The organism is Streptomyces sp. GESEQ-4 (genome assembly GCF_017948455.1).
Lineage (GTDB): Bacteria > Actinomycetota > Actinomycetes > Streptomycetales > Streptomycetaceae > Streptomyces.
In genome coordinates, this window is record NZ_JAFFSU010000027.1 from 100891 (window position 1) to 118147 (window position 17257).

17 protein-coding genes are annotated in these 17257 nt (G+C 68.9%); 3 read left to right on the forward strand and 14 right to left on the reverse strand.

Going from position 1 to position 17257, the window contains the following annotated elements; translation table 11 throughout:
- Window positions 1-33 precede the first annotated feature (33 nt).
- The 8 genes from acnA to KCH48_RS35200 form a co-directional block, all read right to left on the reverse strand.
- A complete protein-coding gene (gene acnA, locus KCH48_RS35165) occupies window positions 34-2751 on the reverse strand; it encodes an aconitate hydratase AcnA (protein WP_210580931.1) in 2718 nt (905 codons plus the stop codon).
- 250 nt (window positions 2752-3001) lie between these two features.
- Window positions 3002-3922: an aromatic prenyltransferase gene (locus tag KCH48_RS35170; protein ID WP_246886343.1), complete on the reverse strand. Its 921-nt coding sequence runs from the start codon at window positions 3920-3922 to the stop codon at window positions 3002-3004.
- 84 nt (window positions 3923-4006) lie between these two features.
- Window positions 4007-4255: an acyl carrier protein gene (locus KCH48_RS35175; protein ID WP_210580934.1), complete on the reverse strand. Its 249-nt coding sequence runs from the start codon at window positions 4253-4255 to the stop codon at window positions 4007-4009.
- Between the two features lie 28 nt (window positions 4256-4283).
- Window positions 4284-5297 carry a beta-ketoacyl-ACP synthase III gene (locus tag KCH48_RS35180; protein WP_210580936.1) on the reverse strand — a complete coding sequence of 338 codons (1014 nt, stop codon included), beginning with the start codon at window positions 5295-5297 and terminating at the stop codon, window positions 4284-4286.
- Window positions 5294-6301 (reverse strand): AvrD family protein, encoded by a 1008-nt coding sequence (locus KCH48_RS35185; RefSeq protein ID WP_210580938.1) that lies wholly within the window; start codon window positions 6299-6301, stop codon window positions 5294-5296. Before KCH48_RS35185 ends, KCH48_RS35180 begins: the two co-directional genes overlap by 4 nt.
- Window positions 6302-6339: 38 nt before the next feature.
- A complete protein-coding gene (locus KCH48_RS35190; RefSeq protein WP_210580940.1) occupies window positions 6340-6786 on the reverse strand; it encodes a nuclear transport factor 2 family protein in 447 nt (148 codons plus the stop codon).
- A 41-nt stretch (window positions 6787-6827) separates the two neighbouring features.
- Window positions 6828-7424 (reverse strand): flavodoxin family protein, encoded by a 597-nt coding sequence (locus KCH48_RS35195; protein ID WP_210580942.1) that lies wholly within the window; start codon window positions 7422-7424, stop codon window positions 6828-6830.
- 30 nt (window positions 7425-7454) lie between these two features.
- Window positions 7455-8165 (reverse strand): AAA family ATPase, encoded by a 711-nt coding sequence (locus KCH48_RS35200; protein ID WP_307841039.1) that lies wholly within the window; start codon window positions 8163-8165, stop codon window positions 7455-7457.
- 309 nt (window positions 8166-8474) lie between these two features.
- On the opposite strand from KCH48_RS35200, the gene KCH48_RS43030 reads away from it, so the two are divergent.
- The 3 genes from KCH48_RS43030 to KCH48_RS35210 all read left to right on the forward strand — a co-directional run bounded on the left by KCH48_RS43030 (window position 8475) and on the right by KCH48_RS35210 (window position 10432).
- On the forward strand, window positions 8475-8603 hold the full coding sequence (locus tag KCH48_RS43030; protein ID WP_282615222.1) for a hypothetical protein: 129 nt from the start codon (window positions 8475-8477) through the stop codon (window positions 8601-8603).
- Between the two features lie 37 nt (window positions 8604-8640).
- Window positions 8641-8838 carry a DUF4236 domain-containing protein gene (locus tag KCH48_RS35205; RefSeq protein WP_210580946.1) on the forward strand — a complete coding sequence of 66 codons (198 nt, stop codon included), beginning with the start codon at window positions 8641-8643 and terminating at the stop codon, window positions 8836-8838.
- Window positions 8839-8902: 64 nt separating this feature from the next.
- The gene (locus KCH48_RS35210) at window positions 8903-10432 is read left to right on the forward strand and encodes a UDP-N-acetylglucosamine 1-carboxyvinyltransferase (protein WP_210580948.1); all 1530 of its coding nucleotides are present in this window, start codon (window positions 8903-8905) and stop codon (window positions 10430-10432) included.
- A 24-nt stretch (window positions 10433-10456) separates the two neighbouring features.
- Here the strand turns inward: KCH48_RS35210 and KCH48_RS35215 are convergent, their stop codons facing one another.
- The 6 genes from KCH48_RS35215 to KCH48_RS35240 are packed head-to-tail and all read right to left on the reverse strand — an operon-like array spanning window position 10457 to window position 17164.
- Complete coding sequence (locus KCH48_RS35215) at window positions 10457-11740, reverse strand: FAD-binding oxidoreductase (protein ID WP_210580950.1); 1284 nt, start codon at window positions 11738-11740, stop codon at window positions 10457-10459.
- A gap of 39 nt (window positions 11741-11779) precedes the next feature.
- Window positions 11780-12445 carry a haloacid dehalogenase type II gene (locus KCH48_RS35220; protein ID WP_210580952.1) on the reverse strand — a complete coding sequence of 222 codons (666 nt, stop codon included), beginning with the start codon at window positions 12443-12445 and terminating at the stop codon, window positions 11780-11782.
- Window positions 12446-12493: 48 nt separating this feature from the next.
- On the reverse strand, window positions 12494-13411 hold the full coding sequence (locus KCH48_RS35225; protein WP_210580954.1) for an aldo/keto reductase: 918 nt from the start codon (window positions 13409-13411) through the stop codon (window positions 12494-12496).
- Window positions 13408-14868 (reverse strand): aldehyde dehydrogenase, encoded by a 1461-nt coding sequence (locus KCH48_RS35230; protein WP_210580956.1) that lies wholly within the window; start codon window positions 14866-14868, stop codon window positions 13408-13410. Before KCH48_RS35230 ends, KCH48_RS35225 begins: the two co-directional genes overlap by 4 nt.
- A complete protein-coding gene (locus tag KCH48_RS35235) occupies window positions 14865-15818 on the reverse strand; it encodes a succinylglutamate desuccinylase/aspartoacylase family protein (RefSeq protein ID WP_210580958.1) in 954 nt (317 codons plus the stop codon). Before KCH48_RS35235 ends, KCH48_RS35230 begins: the two co-directional genes overlap by 4 nt.
- A 23-nt stretch (window positions 15819-15841) precedes the next feature.
- Entirely contained in the window at window positions 15842-17164 is a 1323-nt protein-coding gene (locus KCH48_RS35240) for an aminotransferase class III-fold pyridoxal phosphate-dependent enzyme (protein ID WP_210580970.1), read from the reverse strand.
- Window positions 17165-17257: the final 93 nt, after the last annotated feature.

Below are 17257 nucleotides of genomic sequence, written 5' to 3' on the forward strand. Positions count from 1 at the left end.
GGATGCGGCCCCTCAACTGCCGTACCGGATCGTCTACTTGCGGATCAGGCTGCGCAGCACGTACTGCATGATGCCGCCGTTGCGGTAGTAGTCGGCCTCACCGGGGGTGTCGATGCGGACGACCGCGTCGAACTCGACACCGGTGTCGGTGGTGACCTTGACCGTACGCGGGGTGGTGCCGTTGTTGAGCTCCTCGACGCCGGTGAAGTCGAAGGTCTCCTCGCCGGTCAGACCGAGGGCCTCGGCGGACGCGCCCTCCGGGAACTGCAGCGGGAGCACGCCCATGCCGATGAGGTTGGAGCGGTGGATGCGCTCGTACGACTCGGCGATGACGGCCTTCACGCCGAGCAGCGCGGTGCCCTTGGCGGCCCAGTCACGGGACGAGCCGGAACCGTACTCCTTGCCGGCCAGGACGACCAGCGGGATGCCCTGCTCGATGTAGTGGCGCGAGGCGTCGTAGATGAACGACACCGGGGCGCCCTCGACGGTGAAGTCGCGGGTGTAGCCGCCTTCCGTCCCCGGCGCGATCTGGTTGCGCAGGCGGATGTTGGCGAACGTGCCGCGGATCATGACCTCGTGGTTGCCTCGGCGGGAGCCGTAGCTGTTGAAGTCACGACGCTCCACACCGTGCTCGGTGAGGTACTTGCCGGCCGGGGTGTCGGCCTTGATGGCACCGGCGGGCGAGATGTGGTCGGTGGTGACCGAGTCACCCAGCTTGGCCAGGACGCGGGCGCCGGTGATGTCGGAGACCGGGGTGGTCTCCATCGTCATGCCCTCGAAGTACGGGGGCTTGCGGACGTACGTCGACTGCGGGTCCCACTCGAAGGTGTTGCCGGTCGGGATCGGCAGCGCCTGCCACTGGGCGTCGCCCGCGAAGACGTCCTGGTAGGACTTGTTGAACATGTCCTCGCCGATGGCGTTCGCCACGACGTCGTTGACCTCGGCCTCGGAGGGCCAGATGTCCTTCAGGTAGACCGGGTTGCCGTCCTGGTCGATGCCCAGGGCCTCACGCGTGATGTCCACCTTCATGGAGCCGGCGAGGGCGTACGCGACGACCAGCGGCGGGGACGCCAGGTAGTTCATCTTGACGTCGGGGTTGATACGGCCCTCGAAGTTCCGGTTGCCGGAGAGCACCGAAGTCACGGCCAGGTCATGGTCGTTGACGGCCTTGGAGACCTCCTCCGGCAGCGGGCCGGAGTTGCCGATGCAGGTGGTGCAGCCGTAGCCGACGAGGTTGAAGCCGACCTTGTCGAGGTAGGGGGTGAGCCCCGCCTTGTCGAAGTAGTCGGTGACGACCTTCGAACCCGGGGCGAGGGTGGTCTTGACCCACGGCTTGCGGGTCAGGCCCTTCTCCACGGCCTTCTTCGCGACGAGCGCGGCGGCGACCATGACGTACGGGTTGGAGGTGTTTGTGCAGGAGGTGATCGCGGCGACGGTCACGGCACCGTGGTCGATCTCGTACGTCGAGCCGTCGGGGGCGGTGACGGTGACCGGGTTGGACGGCACGCCGTTGGGCGCGACGGCCGGGGAGTCGGAGGCCGGGAAGGACTCCTTGCCCGACTCGTCCACGGTGTCGACGTAGTTGAGGACGTCCGACTTGAACTGCTCGGCGGCGTTGGCGAGGACGATACGGTCCTGCGGGCGCTTCGGGCCGGCGATGGAGGGGACGACCGTGGAGAGGTCGAGCTCCAGCTTCTCGGAGAAGTCCGGCTCGGCCTTCGGGTCCAGCCAGAGGCCCTGCTCCTTGGCGTACGCCTCGACGAGGGCGAGCTGCTGCTGCGGGCGGCCGGTCAGCTTCAGGTACTTGATGGTCTCGTCGTCGATCGGGAAGATCGCGGCGGTGGAGCCGAACTCCGGCGACATGTTGCCGATGGTGGCGCGGTTCGCGAGGGAGGTGGCGGCGACGCCCTCTCCGTAGAACTCGACGAACTTGCCGACGACGCCGTGCTTGCGGAGCATCTCGGTGATGGTCAGCACGAGGTCGGTGGCGGTGGTGCCGGGCTTGAGCTCACCGGTCAGCTTGAAGCCGACGACGCGCGGGATGAGCATCGAGACGGGCTGGCCGAGCATGGCGGCCTCGGCCTCGATACCGCCGACGCCCCAGCCAAGGACGCCGAGGCCGTTGACCATGGTGGTGTGGGAGTCGGTGCCGACGAGGGTGTCGGGGTAGGCCTGGCCGTTACGCACCATGACGGTCCGAGCGAGGTGCTCGATGTTGACCTGGTGGACGATGCCGGTGCCGGGCGGGACGACCTTGAAGTCGTCGAAGGCGGTCTGGCCCCAGCGCAGGAACTGGTAGCGCTCGCGGTTGCGGCCGTACTCCAGCTCGACGTTCTGCGCGAAGGCCTCGTTCGTGCCGAACTTGTCGGCGATGACCGAGTGGTCGATGACCAGCTCGGCCGGGGAGAGGGGGTTGACCTTCGCCGGGTCGCCGCCGAGCGCCTTGACGGCCTCACGCATGGTGGCGAGGTCCACGACACAGGGCACACCCGTGAAGTCCTGCATGATCACGCGGGCCGGCGTGAACTGGATCTCCTGCGACGGCTGGGCCTGCGAGTCCCAGCCGCCGAGGGCGCGGATGTGGTCGGCGGTGATGTTCGCGCCGTCCTCGGTGCGGAGGAGGTTCTCCAGCAGCACCTTCAGGCTGTACGGAAGGCGGGCCGAGCCTTCCACCTTGTCCAGCCGGAAGATCTCGTACGACTCGTCGCCCACCTGCAGCGTGCTGCGGGCGTCGAAGCTGTTCGCCGACACGACAGTCTCCTTCTTTGATGTGCGCGTTCCCACCGCATCCTGCCGCCACGACGTCTTGGCCGATCCGCTAAGGTAAGGCTAAGTTAGGTAACCCTTAGTGCAAGACCGAAGAGCGCGTGCGGCTGCGGTACGCCTCGGCAGATATCTCGATGTCGAGATAACTCTAGTACATGAGGGCGGAATGGTCATGCCCAGGCCTCCTGCGCTGTCTCGGTGAACCCTGGCAAACGATGTCGTGTCTCATGGCTGCTCAGTTCAGGATCTTCCGCAGTACGTCCCACTGCAACGGGCCGAATCGGTAGTACGACCCGACGTTGAACCACTCGCCGTCGGGCGACCACTTGACGATCGAGATGCTGAAGCGATCGCCTTCGTACGTGTACGGAGTGCCGGTTACGAACCGCACGATCTCCGGCTCCACCCGGGGCTGGACGACTGCCAGATCGAGGCTGCGGGCGAAGCTGATCCGCTCGATCCGTGCGGAGTCCCAGCCCAGCGTGACGTAGGCCCGGAACGTCTTCCGTGCGGATTCCACGAGTTCTTCGTCGGGTTCCGGCAGCCCGAGGTCGCGAAGGATCGACGAGACGGTCGCCGCCTCCAGGCCGGCCGGAAACGTGAAGTATGCGTTCACGGTCCGGTTCGTGTAGTCGATCGAGATCATCGCGACGTCGTCCAGGCCGTGCCGGGCGAAGAAGTCGGCGTTCTCACCCAGCGCACGGGGCATGGAGGAGATGGCGGCGAGCTGGGACACTCCCTGCACGTCGCGGGGGAAGTGCACATAGATCTTGTGGAAGCCGCCCAGAACCGCGAAGTCGATGAGGAACTCGTCGACGGAGCAGTGCTTGCGGAGGTCCGAGAGCAGTGCGCCCACGGGATGGTCGGTCGGCGGCACGAGTCCGTGCGCCAGCGCATGGGCGTAGGGATCGTCGATCGCTCGGGGCACCTGGATGGTGAGATCGAGATCTCCCGCGTGTCCTTCGCCGGCCGAGGCGCTGAAGATGATCCCGCCCTCGAACGGCTCGAACGCGTTCAGGATCGGCCGGACCGTGTCCGGCGAGCAGCGCAGATCGAGCAGGCCGGCGGCTTCCTCGATGGCCGAGTACACCGTTTCCACATCGACTTCCCCATTGACCGGTCCGGACATTCCGTTCTCCCAAGCGTCGTTGTTCATCGTGTGAAAATCCCGGCGACCGCTGTCTCGCAGCCGCCGGGATTTCCAGGGGGGAACCGTTCTGCTCGAAGTTGCCGTCGCGCGTCAGGCAGCGGCGCCCTTCTGGGTCAGCAGATCGGCGGCCTTGGCGGCGGTCCCGGCGGTGGCCAGTTCGTCTCCGGCCACCTGGACGCCGTACCGCTTCGTCAGGATGACGCTCAACTCGATCAGGACCAGGGAGTCCAGGTCGAGACTGTGGAACTGCGTGTCGGCAGTCGTTTCGGCGGGGACGTCGAAGTGCGTCCTGAGAAGGTCGAGCACTGCTTCGGGCTCGAGGGAGATACGGCTCGTCATGGCGTTTCCTTTCGGGGTACGGCGGCTGTCAGGTGAGGGTGATCTCCGGCCAGGTGAGCGCCGCGGAACCCCACGTCAGACCGGCCCCGAACGAGGTCAGCAGCAGCCGGTCACGGGGCTGGAACCGGCCCTGGGCGGCAGCGTCGGCCAGGGCCAGCGGGATGGAGGCGGCCGAGGTGTTGCCCACCTGCTCGATATGGGTGACCACGCGCGATCTGTCCACGCCCAACTGCCGGGCCAGCGCATCCAGGATGCGCAGATTCGCCTGGTGGCCCACCACATGGTCGACCTGATCGACGCTCCAGCCCGCCCGGGCGAGCGCGACCGCCGAGGACTGTGCCATCCGGCGGACCGCGTGCACGAAGACCTCCTTGCCGTTCATACGGATGTACTGGTCGTCCGGGTGCGGCGCACGGTCGGTGGAGCGGTGCCGGGAACCGTTCCCCGGAAGGGCGACCAGGTCCTTGAAGGCGCCGTCCGAGCCCAGGTCCACGCTCTGGACCGCACCGGCCTCGTCGCTGGTTCCGCGGCGCAGCACCGCGGCACCGGCACCGTCGCCGAAGATCACCGCCGTACTGCGGTCGGCGGGGTTGAGGAAGGGGCGGAACGTCTCCGCACCGATGACGAGAACACGCTCGGCGTACCCGGCCACCAGGGCGGCGGACGCGGTGGCGAGCGCGTACACGAACCCCGAGCAGCCGGCCGCCACGTCCAGGGCGGCGACCGGGCCGAGGCCCAGGCGGGCGGCCACGTCCGGTGCGGTGGCGGGGATCTGCTGGTCGGGAGTGGCAGTGGCCACGACCACCATGCCGATGTCGTCGGGTGCAGCGGCCCCGGCCGACTTCAGTGCCCGGTGGCCCGCCTCGACGGCGAGGTCGCTGGTGGCCACGCCGGGATCGGCCCAGTGCCGCTTCCGGATACCGGTGCGCCGGACGATCCATGCGTCGCTGGTGTCCATCCGGCGGGAGAGTTCCTCGTTGGTCACGGTGCGCGGCGGCACATAGCCGCCCAGTCCGGCGAGGACGGCAGCGGGCGCGCTCACCGCCTCTCATCTCCCCGGCTGCCGTTCCGCGCGGGCGAGTTGAGAAGATGCGCGACGCCGACCCGGGTCCGTACGCCGTGCAGGGCTCCGACCACCTCGGCCGACCGCCATGTTCCGGACGGGGCGGGCAGCAACCGGGCCTGCTCCAGACGGGCCGTCACCTCGCCGTCGGACCGGGCCGGTGCGGTGCCGCCGGCCGTGATGCGGGCCCGTCGCATCCAGAGGTTGTTGCTGTGTACACGCTCGACGCCGTCGAGCGTGTAGAGCAGGACCTGACCGAGCTGCATGGCGGTGACCAAAGCATCGATCATGGTGGCCGGGGCGTCGTCCTGGGCGGCCTCCGCCCCGTCCGGGACCAGCGCGACCCGGGCGGTCGCCCGCAGGTCGTCCTCGTTGTCGCCCGTCACGTTCACGCCGGTGAGCAACTGTTGCCGCGCACCATGCCGAACGCCGTAGGGCGCGTCGTTCCAGGGGCCGGGCAGTTCCTCCGCCAGGTAGTAGGTCCGGCGGGTGCCGATCGGGTGAGAGCCCGCGGCGTGCCGGGCGTGCACGCGAGCCGACAGCGAGCCGACACGGCAGTCCAGGGTGGTCGACCACTCCTCGCCGCGCGTCTCGGCGGCGACCAGCCGACCGCTCACCGGCAGCTCCGCCAAGCCCTCCTCGTCCGGGCCGGAGCCGGCCTTCATATCGACCGACCGCACCTCGAACCGGGCGTCGGGGGCGAGGCCGTACGTGTGGGCCGCGTACAGACCGGTGAGCCGGGCGGCGAAGAGCATCACATCGATGGAGCTGAGATGAGGTTTCTGGTTCTGGTCGCCTTTGCGGGACCACAGGCCCGGAATGGCGACATGGGCCGTGGCCTCGATACCCGAAGCGTCGTCGGCTCCCGGCGATATCGTGAGATCGGTCAGCGAGTGTTCGACCCGTTTGAATCCCTCGCCGAGGAATCTGCTCTCTCGTGGGCCGAGGAAATCGTCGATGGACGCGAGTTCCAGGGATGGCACAGGGTACTCCTGTTCCCGCCGATGAACCGCCTCCGAGTTCAGCTGGAGGAGCGCTCGGCGCGCTCGCCGCTGAATGGGATGAAGGCTTCGGCGATCGCGTAGCTGTCTTCGTACGTGTGGTATCGGGTGATCTGCCCGTCCACCACGGAGAAGTGCAGCGCGTAGGCGTTGGCGAACGTCTTTCCGGTGGCCAGGACGCCGAAGACGGACTCGGCCGTGACCACCGCGTGCTGTCCGTCGACCATGCGGGCGTGCAGCGTGAAACTCTGCGGCGCGGTCAGCACTTTGGGGAAGGTCTCGAAGAATTCGGCGATCTCCCGCCGGGTGGACCTGGTGCCGGTCCAGGGCACGTGCGGGCTTCCGGCCACCCGGAAGTCCACGCGGTCGGCGAACAGCTCGAGCAGGCCGGGCAGATCGCCGGAGGCGTACCTCTCGAAGAACGCGTCCACGATCGCCCCGGTGGTGGTCGGCTGCGCTGTCGTCATGTCGACTCGCTCCGTCTGTCGGTTACTTGGCGGGAAGGGCGCTACTCGGCGGACAGGGCGGCACGCCCCGCGAGGTGGATCGCCGTCAACTGGGCGACGCGCTCGCCGAGGTGCTCGGCGGTGGCGATGTCGGCCTTGTGCACGGCGTCGGCGGGGAGGTCGCCCGGGGTGGTGGCGGCGGCGCCGTTGAAGTAGCCGAGCCGGTTCAGGTCGCTCTCGCTCTCGTGGCTGAGGTGCCAGCCGGGGAGCAGGCCGAGGCTGACCCAGATCATCCCGTGCTGGGCGCCGAGGGTTGCGAAATAGCCGAGGGTGGAGTCCTTGTCGCCCGCCTTGCAGGCGCCGATGGTGAACCCCGACCCGAGCTTGTCCTTCCAGGCCTGCCGTGCCCAGCGCTTGTTGGTCGACTCCGCGAAGGTGTGGAACTTTCCCGACGCCGATCCCATGTAGGTGGGCGCCCCGAAGACGATCGCGTCGGCGTTGTCGAGGGTCTCCCACTTGGCGTCATCCATGGCGTCGACGGTCACCATGGTCACTCCGGCGCCCACGGCCTCGGCACCGACTCGGACGGACTGCGCCAGTACATCGGTGTGGCCCCTGCCGGAGTGGTAGGCGACGGCGATGGTCGGCGGCTTTTCCATCGGGTGTTCTCCTTTGGTCGTGAGGGCAGTTCACGCGCGTGCCGGCACCCGCTCGTGCTCCATTCGGAAGTCCTGCCGGCCGTAGTCGTGTCGGGCCCGCTCGATGGCCTCTGCGGTGCTCATGACGGGCGTCCAGTCGAAGATCCGGGCTATGGTCTCGATGCGTTCCGCCATGGAGCCGCTGACCACGTGGCAGGGAATCTCCAGCTCGTCCAGCGTGGCGAGCAGCATCTTGTCGACGGTCGCGCGGAAGTCGTTGTTCATCGGCCGGTGGCCGTCCGCGGCGATCGGCAGTTCGTGGCGCAGGTGGACATAGGCGTCGTAGGTGGCCTTGACGTGTTGCTTGAAGGCGTGCCCGTACTGCTCGACGACCTTGCCGAAGAAGGCCATCTCCTCCGGCGTCGCCGTCGCCGGGCCGCCCTCGTTCCCGGCGTCGGCGTTGGGGTTCATGCCGTACCGGAGCCGGGCCGCGCCGTAGAGCCATTCCTGGAGGGAGGACCCGTCGGAGATGAAGTGGTCCCCGAGCAGGGCTTCCTGTACGGCGCGGCCGGTGTGGCGGCGCATGGTGAGCTGGAGGAACTGCGCCGGCGTCACGTCCGCGAGCTTCACGCCCGGCAGAGCCTCCGGCATGATCTCCCTGATCGTCCGGGCGAGCGAGCGGGGTACACCGGTGTAGTACGACAGTGCCATCACCGTCGACGTCTTGCCTGAGGAGTAGGTTCCGGACACGGATATCTTCACGGGCATCTCCACTTCCCGGCAGCGCGTTGCAGGTCGCACGGCACTGCCGCATACGGCGAGAGATCGGGAAAAGGGATATCGCAAAAGCTGGATGAGGCAATTCCGCCGGAAAGCCGGACGGCGAGAAATCAGTGAGCAGGCCCGCATCACATGTCACGGCCATGGCCGGAGTCGGCGAGCGCTCAGAAGATCACAATCCGCTGCCACGGGACTGTTTTTGGGCAGGGAAGGTGTCCAAAAAGAGTGACACGGATGGCAACTCCGCACCAAGAGTAGCCAGAAGTGATGTGAGTCACACCAACTGCCGCCGTGTCCACCGGAGTTCACACCGGACAGCCGCGCAACCGCACCGTACGGGCCGGTCCCGTGACAGCGACCGGCTTCGAGGAACCGGTCGAGTTCGCCCATCAGTGCGCGAAGTCGGGGTATCCGAGGTGAACCGGGACCACCCGGCCTTTCCCGAAGGGAGACGCTGATGCCGCTCACATTCCGCAAGAGTTTCCGGATCCTGCCGGGGGTGCGACTGAACATCAACCGGCGCTCGTGGTCCATCACGACCGGTGGCGGGCGCGGCCCCCGGCACACACGCAGCAGCACAGGACGTCGTACGACATCAGTGGATTTGCCCGGACCTTTCGGGTGGCGTCGTACCCGTACCACTCGGCGGCGTTGACGAGCCGTCACCCGAATGGCCCCCTCAACGGGCGCCATCTCATATCTGAGATAACCTCAACCTCATGGCAGACGACTACCTCGTACGCATCGGCAAGCTCATCCGTGACGCCCGGCAACATCGGGGCTGGACGCAGTCACAACTCGCCGAGGCGCTCGGCACCAGTCAGAGTGCGGTGAATCGCATCGAGCGGGGCAACCAGAACATCAGCCTTGAGATGATTGCCCGCATCGGTGAGGCGCTGGACAGCGAAATCGTGTCTCTGGGTTACGCGGGCCCGATGCATCTGCGGGTGGTCGGCGGTCGTCGGCTGTCCGGCTCCATCGACGTGAAGACCAGCAAGAACGCGTGCGTGGCACTGCTGTGCGCCTCGCTGCTCAACAGCGGGCGCACGGTGCTGCGTCGGGTGGCGCGCATCGAGGAGGTGTACCGCCTGCTGGAGGTGCTGGGCTCGATCGGGGTGCGCACCCGCTGGATCAACGACGGGGTCGACCTGGAGATCGTGCCGCCGGCCGAGCTGGAGCTGGAGGCGATCGACGCCGAGGCGGCCCGCCGCACCCGCTCGATCATCATGTTCCTCGGTCCGCTGCTGCACCGTATGGACCGTTTCAAGCTGCCGTACGCGGGCGGTTGTGATCTGGGCACCCGGACCATCGAGCCGCACATGATCGCCCTGCGGCGCTTCGGGCTCGACATCGCCGCCACCGAGGGGCTGTACCACGCCCAGGTGGACCGGTCCGTCTCCCCCGTGCGGCCGATCGTGCTGACCGAACGCGGGGACACGGTGACCGAGAACGCGCTGCTGGCCGCCGCGCGGCACGACGGCGTCACCGTCATCCGCAACGCGTCGTCCAACTACATGGTCCAGGACCTCTGTTTCTTCCTGGAGGCGCTCGGCGTCAAGGTCGAGGGCATCGGCACCACCACGCTCACCGTGCACGGCATGCCGACCATCGACGTCGATGTCGACTACTCCCCCTCCGAGGACCCGGTCGAGGCGATGAGCCTGCTGGCCGCCGCCGTGGTGACGGAGTCGGAACTGACGGTGCGCCGGGTGCCGATCGAGTTCCTGGAGATCGAGCTAGCGGTGCTCGAGGAGATGGGCCTCGACCACGACCGGTCGGCGGAGTACGTCGCCGACAACGGCCGTACCCGGCTGGTGGACCTCACCGTCCGGCCCTCCAAGCTGGAGGCGCCGATCGACAAGATCCACCCGATGCCGTTCCCTGGCCTCAACATCGACAACGTCCCGTTCTTCGCGGCCATCGCCGCCGTCGCACAGGGCAAGACCCTCATCCACGACTGGGTCTACGACAACCGGGCCATCTATCTGACGGACCTCAACCGCCTCGGCGGCAGGCTCCAGTTGCTCGACCCCCACCGCGTCCTGGTCGAGGGCCCCACCCGCTGGCGCGCCGCCGAGATGATGTGCCCGCCGGCCCTGCGCCCCGCCGTCGTCGTCCTGCTGGCGATGATGGCGGCGGAGGGCACGTCCGTGCTGCGAAACGTGTACGTCATCAACCGGGGGTACGAGGATCTGGCGGAGCGGCTCAACTCGGTGGGGGCGCAGATCGAGATCTTCCGGGACATCTGAACGGACGCCGTCGTCCGCCGCGGATCAGAGCAGCTTGTCCTTCGCCTTGTAGTAGGCCCCGCCGAACGGCAGGAACCAGGGGGTGCCGTTGTAGAAGGGGACGGGGACCTTGGGGAAGCCGAGGCCGCGTAGGGGGTTGGCGTCGGGCTTGCCGTCCATCATTTCGGCGACGGCGCGGCCCATGTACGTGGCCATCTGGACGCCGTGGCCGCAGTAACCCATGGAGTAGTAGAGGCCGTTGACGTCGCCCGCGTGCGGGATGCGGTCCCAGGAGAAGCCGACCGTGCCGCCCCAGACGTAGTCGATGCGTGCCCCCGCCAGCTGCGGGAAGATCTCGGTCATCTCGCGCTTGAGGATGTCGCCGCTCTTGACGTCGGAGGCGGGGTTGGAGGGGGCGAAGCGGGCCCGGCCGCCGAAGGCGAGGCGGTTGTCGGGGGTGAGGCGGACGTAGTGGCCGACGTTCTTGTGGGCGACCAGCAGGCGGCCGTTGGGGATGAGTTCCTTGGCGCGTGCCTCCCCCAGCGGCTCGGTGACGATGATGAAGCTGCCGACGTTGATCAGCCGCTTGCGGAACCACGGCATCGACTTGTCGGTATAGGCGTCCGTCGCCGCCATGACCTGCTTGGCACGGATGGTGCCGTGCAGGGTTTCCACCACGAAGCCTCCGCCGGGGAGGCGTGTGAGGCCGGTGGCGGCGTTGCGCTCGTGGATCTCGGCGCCGGCCCGCTCGGCGGCGTCCGCCAGGCCGCCGACGAACTTGCCCACGTGCAGGCCCGCGCTGTCCGGGTCGAGCAGGGCGCCGTGGTAGTAGTCGGTGCCTAGCTCGGCCCGCAGTTCGCTCTTGCTCAGGACGATCGTCTCGTGGCCGAAGTTGTCGGCCAGGTCGCGCTGCTTGGCCCGCAGGCCTTCGAAGTGCCCGGGCTTGCAGACCGCGCCGAGGCGCCCTGAGCGGTGGAAGTCGCAGTCGATCTGCTCCCTGACCGTGAGCTCCTCGACCACGTCCACCGCCTCGCGGAACGCGTCGTACAGCTCGCGGGCCCGCTCCTGGCCGTAGCGCTTGCGGGCCTCGGCGGGGGCGATGGTGATGCCCTGGGTGCACATGCTGCCGTTGCGGCCGGAGGCGCCCGAGCCGACCTTGTCCTTCTCGACGAGGACGACCCTGGCGCCCTTGCGGGCGGCGTGGTAGGCGGTGGACAGCCCGGTGAGACCGCCGCCGATCACCACCACGTCCGCCTCGTCGGGCAGGTCCTTGCCGGAACGGTCGGGCAGGGCGGGGGCTGTGTCCAGCCAGTAAGGGATCTGCTTCATGGCGTGCGTCCTCACATACGTCGCTTGGGTCCGGGAGTGTCAGCAGCCGAGCAGCTTCGGCAGGCCCGACAGGTCGGGCAGCTCGTCGTACGGCTGGTAGTCGGCGCTGCCGAGGCGGCCGTAGCGGTTGATCCACACCCGGCGCTTCAGGCCGAGGTCGCGGGTCGGGATGTGGTCGTACTCCCAGCCCTGGGCGGTGTGGATGACCTGGGACGGCTCGACGCCCATGGTCTTGAAGGCGTACTCGAAGGTCTGCCGGTCCGGCTTGTAGGCGCGGGCCTGCTGGGCGGTGATGACGTAGTCGAACTCGACGCCGATGTTCTGCACGTTGCGCGCGATCAGGTTGTCGTCCGTGTTGGAGATGATCGCGATCTCGTACTTGGTCTTCAGGGCGCGCAGCGCGTCCGGGACCTCCGGCCAGGGGCCGAAGGTGGGGACGGCCTCGACGAGGGCGTCGCCGTCGGACTCGCGGTACTCCAGGCCGTGCAGGCGCATGGCGTTGCGCAGGCTGGAGTGCAGGATCTCGTGGTAGGGGCGGTAGGCCTCGAGGACGGCCTGGAAGCGCATGACGCGGAAGTCGTCGAGGAACTCGTCGACGTCCAGGTTGTCCAGGTCCAGCCGGTCCTCGAGGACCTTCAGGGTGGTGGGGGCGAGTTCGAAGTTGATCAGGGTCGCATAGGCGTCGAAGGTGACGATCTCTCGCATGGTGTTCGCCTCAGTCTCGGGGGTTCCGGATTTCCATGGGGTGGGGCTTCAGACGACGCGTTCGCCGGGGGTGACGATCGCGTCGAGTGCGGCCAGGTCGGCCGGGCTCGGTATCCAGTCGGCCGCCGCCGCGTTGGCGGTGACCTGGTCGGGGGTCATGGCGCCGCAGATGACGGAGCCGACGGCTGGGAGGGCGGCCAGTGCGCCGACGGCTACCTGGAGGAGGGTCAGGCCGCGTTCGGCGCCGTACGCCGTGAGCGCCTCGGCCTTGTCGAGGGCCGCGTCGGTGAGCCAGCCCTGCCGCCAGGACAGGCGGCTGCCGGGCGGGGGCTCCTCGCCGCGCCGGTACTTGCCGCTGAGCAGGCCGTTGGCCAGCGGATAGTACGGCAGCAGGCCGACGCCGTGGCGCAGGCAGGCCGGGATCAGGTCCCGCTCCACGCCTCGGTCGAGCAGGTGGTAGCGGGCCTGGGCCGACACGAAGGCGTCGGTGAGGTCTTCGGCGGGGAGGTTGGAGCAGCCGAGGTGGCCGACCTTGCCCTCGTCCACCAGCTCTCGGAGCGCGGCGACCGTCTCCTCCAGCGGGGTGACGCCGTCCGGCTCGTGGTACTGGTACAGGTCGATCCGGTCGGTGCCCAGGCGGCGCAGGGACGCCTCGACGGCGTACCGGATGTAGGGGCGGGAGCCGCGCGGGCCGTATCGGTCCGCCTCCGCTCCCATCTCCATGCCGAACTTGGTGGCCAGAACTACCTCGTCGCGGTGGCCTTTCAACGCCGCACCCAGGAGCCGTTCGCCGTCACCGCGACCGCCGTACATGTCGGCGGTGTCGAAGAGGGTGATCCCGGCATCAAGTGCCGCGTGTACGACGGCCGTTGTGCCCTCCTCGTCGAGGCGGGAGCCGAAGTTGTTGCCGCCGACGCCCACCACGGAGACGGCCGGGCCGCGTTCACCGAGCGTGCGGTATCTCATGACCGGTTCCCGAAGCCGATGCAGACGTTCTTGGTCTGCGTGTAGCTGTCGAGTGCCGCGAGGCCCTTCTCGCGGCCCCAGCCGCTGTGCTTGTAGCCGCCGAAGGGGAGTTCCACGCCGGTGCCGACGCCGGTGGCGTTGACGTAGACCTGGCCGGCCCGGATGCCCTCGGCGAGCCGCATCGCCCTGTCGATGTCGCGGGTCCAGACGTACGAAGCCAGGCCGTACGGGCTGTCGTTCGCGATGTCCAGGGCCTCGTCGGCGTCGTCGAACTCGATGACGGTGATGACGGGGCCGAAGATCTCCTCGCGAGCGCACCGGGCCTGGTTGTCCAGTCCGGTCAGGACCGTCGGCTCCACGAAGTAGCCGTCGGCCAGCTCGGGGTCCGAGGGAGCGCCTCCGCCGGCCCGTGCCACGGCGCCCTCCTCGCGGGCCAGGTCCAGGTAGCCGAGGACCCGGTCGCGCTGCCGGGCGGCGACCAGCGGGCCGATGTCCGGGTCGGTGAGCCCCGGGCCGACGCGCAGGTCGGCGGCGTACGCGACCAGCTTGTCGAGGAACTCCTCCGCGCCGCGCTGGAGCAGCAGCCGGGTGCCGGCCGAGCAGGTCTGGCCGGCGTTGCCGAAGGCCGAGGCCGCGACGGCGGTCAGCGCGAGGTCGAAGTCGGCGTCGGCGAAGACGACGACCGGGGACTTGCCGCCCAACTCGGTGACGGAGGGCACCACGTTGGCCGCGGCGGCCTGGGCCACCTTGATGCCGGTCGGCACCGAGCCCGTGAAGGTGACCTGGTTGATGTCCGGGTGGCCGGCCAGGGCGGCACCCGTCTCGCCGTCGCCGGGGACCACGTTCAGGACGCCCGGCGGAAGACCGCACTCCAGGGCGATCCTGCCGATCTCCAGCGGGGTGAGCGGGGCTTCGGGCGAGGGCTTGAGCACCACCGTGCAGCCCGCGGCCAGTGCCGGGGCGGACCCGCGAGCGGTGTTCTGGAGCGGGTAGTTGAACGGGATGATCTGGCCGGAGACGCCGATCGGCTCGCGGACGGTGTAGTCGATCAGGCCCGGGCCGAGAGGGATCGTCGTGCCGCCGAGCTTGTCGGCGACGCCCGCGTAGAACTCGAAGTAGCGGGCCGCCGCCTCGACATCAGCCTTGGCCTGGCGGAGCGGCTTGCCGACGTCCTGGCTCTCCAGGCGGGCCAGCCGTTCGCCCTGGTAGCGGATGGCCTCGGCGATCCGGTAGAGGATCCGGCCCCGGTCGGCGGCCCGCATGCGGGCCCACTCGGGGGAGATCAGGGCCGAGCGCGCCGCCGCCACCGCCTGGTCCACGTCCGCCTTGCCCGCCAGCGCCACCTGGGCGATGGTCGTCCCGTCGGACGGGTCGAGGACCGCGAAGGAGCGACCGTCGGCGGCAGGCACCTGCTTGCCGTCGATCAGCAGCTCGGTCAGCCGCAGTTCGCCGGTCATGGCCGCATCTCCCCCAGGACCTCACCGAAGATGACGACCTCGTCGCCCGGGCGGACCGTACGGATCCGGCGGACCCAGAGCACGATGCCCTCCTGCGGGGCCGTCACCTCCTCCAGGATGTTGCCGTAGTGGTCGGTGATGGTGGCGATCAGGTCGCCTTCCTTGCAGGTCTCCCCCGGCTCGGCGCGGGCGACGAAGAAGCCGCCGGAGGCGGAGCGGGCGAACGTGCCGGAGACGGTGGTGTAGGTGTCCCGGAACTCCGCCTCGCCGTCGGTCATGCCGAGGCTGCGCAGGATGTTGCGGATCGAGTTCATGTGGTGCTCGACGTTGGTCTCGCGGTAGGTGGCGCCACCGCACTCGATGGTGATGGCCGGCTTGCCGGCCGCGAGGACGGGGTGGCGGACCGTGCCGCCCCACTTGCCGCCCTTCCACACCAGCTCGTGCCCGGCGGCGAGGGCGAGGTCCGTCGCCAGGTCCTCGTAGCCGCCCTGGAGGATGACCAGCGGGGCGATCTCGCCGTAGGCGCCACCGGTGTGCAGGTCGACCACGGCGTCGACGGCGGGGACGACCTGCTCGACGAAGGTGGCGGCCAGACGCTGCGAGTACGAGCCCTCGGCGTCGCCCGGGAAGATGCGGTTGAGGTTGAGGTGGTCGATGCCGCTGGCGCGGGCGGCCGCCTCGAAGGCAGGGGTGTTCATGCAGGGGATACCGACGACGGTGCCGCGCAGGGTGGCCGGGTCGATCTCGGCCAAGGCTCGCCGGATGGCTTCCTGGCCGTCGTACTCGTCGCCGTGCACGCCCGCGTCCACGCACAGGACCGGGCCGTCCTGGACGCCGTTGACGACGATCAGCGGGATGCCCAACTCCACGCCGTAGCTGCTGGTACCGACCGGGATGAGGCCCTGGGCTCGCTCGCCGGGGGCGACGGTCAGTGGACCGATGGAGTACATGTCGTTCCTTTCCGAAACGTGGATCAGATGCGGGCGGACGCCTCGGCGAGGGTCTGCGCGAGGATGTCGGCGATTGCATCGAGAAGGGCGCGGTCGCTGATCAGCGGGGGCGCGATCTGGACCAGTGGCGCGGACCGGTTGTAGACGCGGGCGAGGAGGCCGGCCTCGCGCAGCCGGCGCGGAATCAGGTCGGCGATCAGGTCGGCGCGGGCGGTGTCGCTGAAGCCGCCGTCGTCGAGGTCGCCGACGAGTTCGCAGGAGTAGAAGAACCCGGTGCCTCGGACGTCGCCGACGATCGGCAGGTCCACGAGCGTGTTCATGCGCGCCGCGAGATGGTTCTGGAGGCCGCGGACGTTCTCCAGGATCCGGTCCCGCTCCATGATCTCGAGGTTGCGCAGGGCGATGGCCGTGCTCAGCGGGTGCCCGGCGAAGGTGTAGCCGTGGTTGAGGAGGGCGCCTGGCCGGTTGATGACCTCGGTGACCTTGGTGCCGATCAGGGTCGCGCCCAGGGGGGCGTATCCCGCGGTGATGCCCTTGGCGACGGTGACCATGTCCGGGCGGGCGCCGTAGCGGTCCCCGCCGAACCACTCGCCGATCCGGCCGAAGCCGGTGATCACCTCGTCGGCGACGAGCAGGAAGCCGTACCGGTCGGCCAGCGCCCGCAGCCCCTGCCAGTAGCCCTGGGGCGGGGTGATGCAGCCGCCCCGGTTCTGCACCGGCTCGGCGATCAGCATGGCGATCGTCTCCGGGCCCTCGGCCAGGATCGTGGCCTCCAGCTCGGCGAGCAGGTGCGCCGTGTACACACCGTCGTTCGCGAACTCCGGATCGAGACCGAACCGGTTGGTGTTGGACACGAACCGGGTGTCGATCGCCGGCGGGCCGTACGGCTCCGTCAGCCCGGGGTCGTCGTTGAACGACAGCGTGCCGACGGTCAGCCCGTGGTAGGCGCCATGCCGGGCGATCGCCTTCACCCGGCCCGGCTCCCCACGCAGGGCGTGGTAGCTGCGGGCGATCTTCCACGCGGTCTCGACGGCTTCGGCGCCGCCGCTGGAGAAGAAGGTGTGCTCGATGTCGACGGGGGCGATCCGGGAGAGCCGTTCGGCGAGTTCGATGGCCGAGGGGTGCGCGGAGCCGGTCCACAGCGGGCTGAAGCACAGCTCGCGCAGCTGCTTCTCCGCCGCCTCGGCGAACTCGGGGCCGTAGGAGTAGCCGAGCTGGCAGCAGTACAGCCCCGACATGCCGTCGATGTAGCGGTTGCCCTCCGCGTCGTCGACGTACGGTCCTTCACCGCGGCTGACGACGAAGAGTTCCTGGCCCGGCATCGCGAGCGATCCGTTGGCGGTCATGTTCAGCAGCAGGTGCCGCTGGGCGGTGGCGATCACAGGGCTTCACCTCCCGGGGCGGCGACCCCGGTCGTGTTCTCGACCGACAGCAGGGAT